The sequence below is a fragment of the Pseudoalteromonas sp. 68 DY56-GL68 genome (genome assembly GCF_041414825.1).
Classification (GTDB): Bacteria; Pseudomonadota; Gammaproteobacteria; order Enterobacterales; family Alteromonadaceae; genus Pseudoalteromonas.
This window is the reverse complement of the sequence record NZ_JAOCZL010000023.1, coordinates 1-3,272: the sequence shown is the minus strand read 5'-3', so window position 1 is coordinate 3,272 and position 3,272 is coordinate 1. Positions and strand designations below refer to the sequence as shown.

Below are 3,272 nucleotides of genomic sequence, written 5' to 3'. Positions count from 1 at the left end.
GGTATCTACTTTAGTATTCTCATCATTATTTGATGAATTAACTTCTGGCGAAGTTAACAGCTGTCACTAACAAAGACCCGTTTGGGTTGTATGGTTAAGTGACTAAGCGTACACGGTGGATGCCTTGGCAGTTGGAGGCGATGAAGGACGTATTAACTTGCGATAAGCCTAGTCAAGCTAGTAAAAAGCACTTGAGACTAGGATTTCCGAATGGGGAAACCCACCTGCTTGCAGGTATCTTGCACTGAATACATAGGTGTAAGAGGCGAACGCGGAGAACTGAAACATCTAAGTACCCGTAGGAACAGAAATCAACCGAGATTCCGGAAGTAGCGGCGAGCGAAACCGGACCAGCCCTTAAGCTTATTTTGTGTTAGTGAAACATTCTGGAAAGTTTGACGATACAGGGTGATAGTCCCGTACACGAAAATGCAATCTAAGTGAAATCGAGTAGGTCGGAGCACGTGAAACTTTGACTGAATATAGGTGGACCATCATCTAAGGCTAAATACTCCCAACTGACCGATAGTGAACCAGTACCGTGAGGGAAAGGCGAAAAGAACCCCTGTGAGGGGAGTGAAATAGAACCTGAAACCGTGTACGTACAAGCAGTAGGAGCCCATCACCAAACCTCTTTTCTTTGATGTGTGTAGTACAAAGGATTTAATTGTTCTAAAAAGGAAATAAAAATGAAAAGCACCATTTTATTAGTTATTGCACTTGGTTCTATGTCTTTAAATAGTGTAGAAGCAAAAGAAATTAATAAAAAAGAGTCAACTGTCAGCAATACATCACCTAGAACGTGCAACTCAGATTCTAATTGGTTTGAGCTATTACGTTGTCAAAAACAGGTGTAATTGCAAGTTAAGGCAGCATAGCTGCCTTATTTAGAGATGTTTGGGATGGGTGACTGCGTACCTTTTGTATAATGGGTCAGCGACTTATATTTTGTAGCGAGGTTAACCGATTAGGGTAGCCGTAGTGAAAGCGAGCGTTAACTGCGCGTTGAGTTGCAAGGTATAGACCCGAAACCCGGTGATCTAGCCATGGGCAGGTTGAAGGTTGAGTAACATCAACTGGAGGACCGAACCCACTAACGTTGAAAAGTTAGGGGATGACCTGTGGCTAGGAGTGAAAGGCTAATCAAACCGGGAGATAGCTGGTTCTCCCCGAAATCTATTTAGGTAGAGCCTCGGACGAATACTTACGGGGGTAGAGCACTGTTAAGGCTAGGGGGTCATCCCGACTTACCAACCCTTTGCAAACTCCGAATACCGTAAAGTACTATCCGGGAGACACACGGCGGGTGCTAACGTCCGTCGTGAAGAGGGAAACAACCCAGACCGCCAGCTAAGGTCCCAAAGTCATAGTTAAGTGGGAAACGATGTGGAAAGGCCCAGACAGCCAGGAGGTTGGCTTAGAAGCAGCCATCCTTTAAAGAAAGCGTAATAGCTCACTGGTCGAGTCGGTCTGCGCGGAAGATGTAACGGGGCTAAACTATGCACCGAAGCTGCGGATTCAAACTTTGTTTGAGTGGTAGGGGAGCGTTCTGTAAGCCGTTGAAGGTGAACCGGGAGGTTTGCTGGAGGTATCAGAAGTGCGAATGCTGACATGAGTAACGATAATGCGGGTGAAAAACCCGCACGCCGGAAGACCAAGGGTTCCTATCCCATGTTAATCAGGGTAGGGTAAGTCGACCCCTAAGGCGAGGCCGAAAGGCGTAGTCGATGGGAAACGGGTTAATATTCCCGTACTTGGTATAATTGCGATGGGGGGACGGAGCAGGCTAAGCAAGCATGGCGTTGGTTGTCCATGTGAAAGTAAGTAGGTTGGTGACTTAGGAAAATCCGGGTTGCTAAGACTGAGATACGAGACGAGCCACCAAGGTGGTGAAGTTGCTGATGCCATACTTCCAGGAAAAGCCTCTAAGCTTCAGATTATACCGAATCGTACCCCAAACCGACACAGGTGGTCAGGTAGAGAATACTAAGGCGCTTGAGAGAACTCGGGTGAAGGAACTAGGCAAAATTGTACCGTAACTTCGGGAGAAGGTACGCTCCTATCTGTGATGAGATTTACTCTCTAAGCGGACGGGAGCCGCAGTGACCAGGTGGCTGGGACTGTTTATTAAAAACACAGCACTGTGCAAAATCGCAAGATGACGTATACGGTGTGACACCTGCCCGGTGCCGGAAGGTTAATTGATGGGGTTAGTTTTCGGACGAAGCTCTTGATCGAAGCCCCGGTAAACGGCGGCCGTAACTATAACGGTCCTAAGGTAGCGAAATTCCTTGTCGGGTAAGTTCCGACCTGCACGAATGGTGTAACCATGGCCACGCTGTCTCCACCCGAGACTCAGTGAAATTGAAATCGCAGTGAAGATGCTGTGTACCCGCGGCTAGACGGAAAGACCCCGTGAACCTTTACTACAGCTTGGCACTGAACATTGACCCTACATGTGTAGGATAGGTGGGAGGCTTTGAAGCAGAGACGCTAGTCTTTGTGGAGCCGTCCTTGAAATACCACCCTTGTAGTGTTGATGTTCTAACGTTGGTCCCTAATCGGGATTACGGACAGTGCCTGGTGGGTAGTTTGACTGGGGCGGTCTCCTCCCAAAGAGTAACGGAGGAGCACGAAGGTTGGCTAAGTACGGTCGGACATCGTACGGTTAGTGTAATGGTAGAAGCCAGCTTAACTGCGAGACAGACACGTCGAGCAGGTACGAAAGTAGGTCATAGTGATCCGGTGGTTCTGAATGGAAGGGCCATCGCTCAACGGATAAAAGGTACTCCGGGGATAACAGGCTGATACCGCCCAAGAGTTCATATCGACGGCGGTGTTTGGCACCTCGATGTCGGCTCATCACATCCTGGGGCTGAAGTCGGTCCCAAGGGTATGGCTGTTCGCCATTTAAAGTGGTACGCGAGCTGGGTTTAGAACGTCGTGAGACAGTTCGGTCCCTATCTGCCGTGGGCGTTTGAGAATTGAGAGGGGTTGCTCCTAGTACGAGAGGACCGGAGTGAACGAACCGCTGGTGTTCGGGTTGTCATGCCAATGGCACTGCCCGGTAGCTACGTTCGGAACTGATAAGCGCTGAAAGCATCTAAGCGCGAAGCAGGCCTCGAGATGAGTTCTCACTAGACTTTTAAAGTCTCTGAAGGGCCGTTGAAGACTACAACGTTGATAGGCAGGATGTGGAAGTGGTGTGAGCCATTAAGCTAACCTGTACTAATTACCCGTGAGGCTTAACCATACAACGCCAAACGCGTTTT

General features: G+C 48.7%; 1 rRNA gene. It reads left to right on the top strand.

The window, feature by feature from the left end:
• The first annotated feature begins 92 nt into the window (after nt 1–92).
• Nucleotides 93–3,253: ribosomal RNA gene (locus NYF15_RS19140) — 23S ribosomal RNA — on the top strand.
• Nucleotides 3,254–3,272 lie beyond the last annotated feature (19 nt).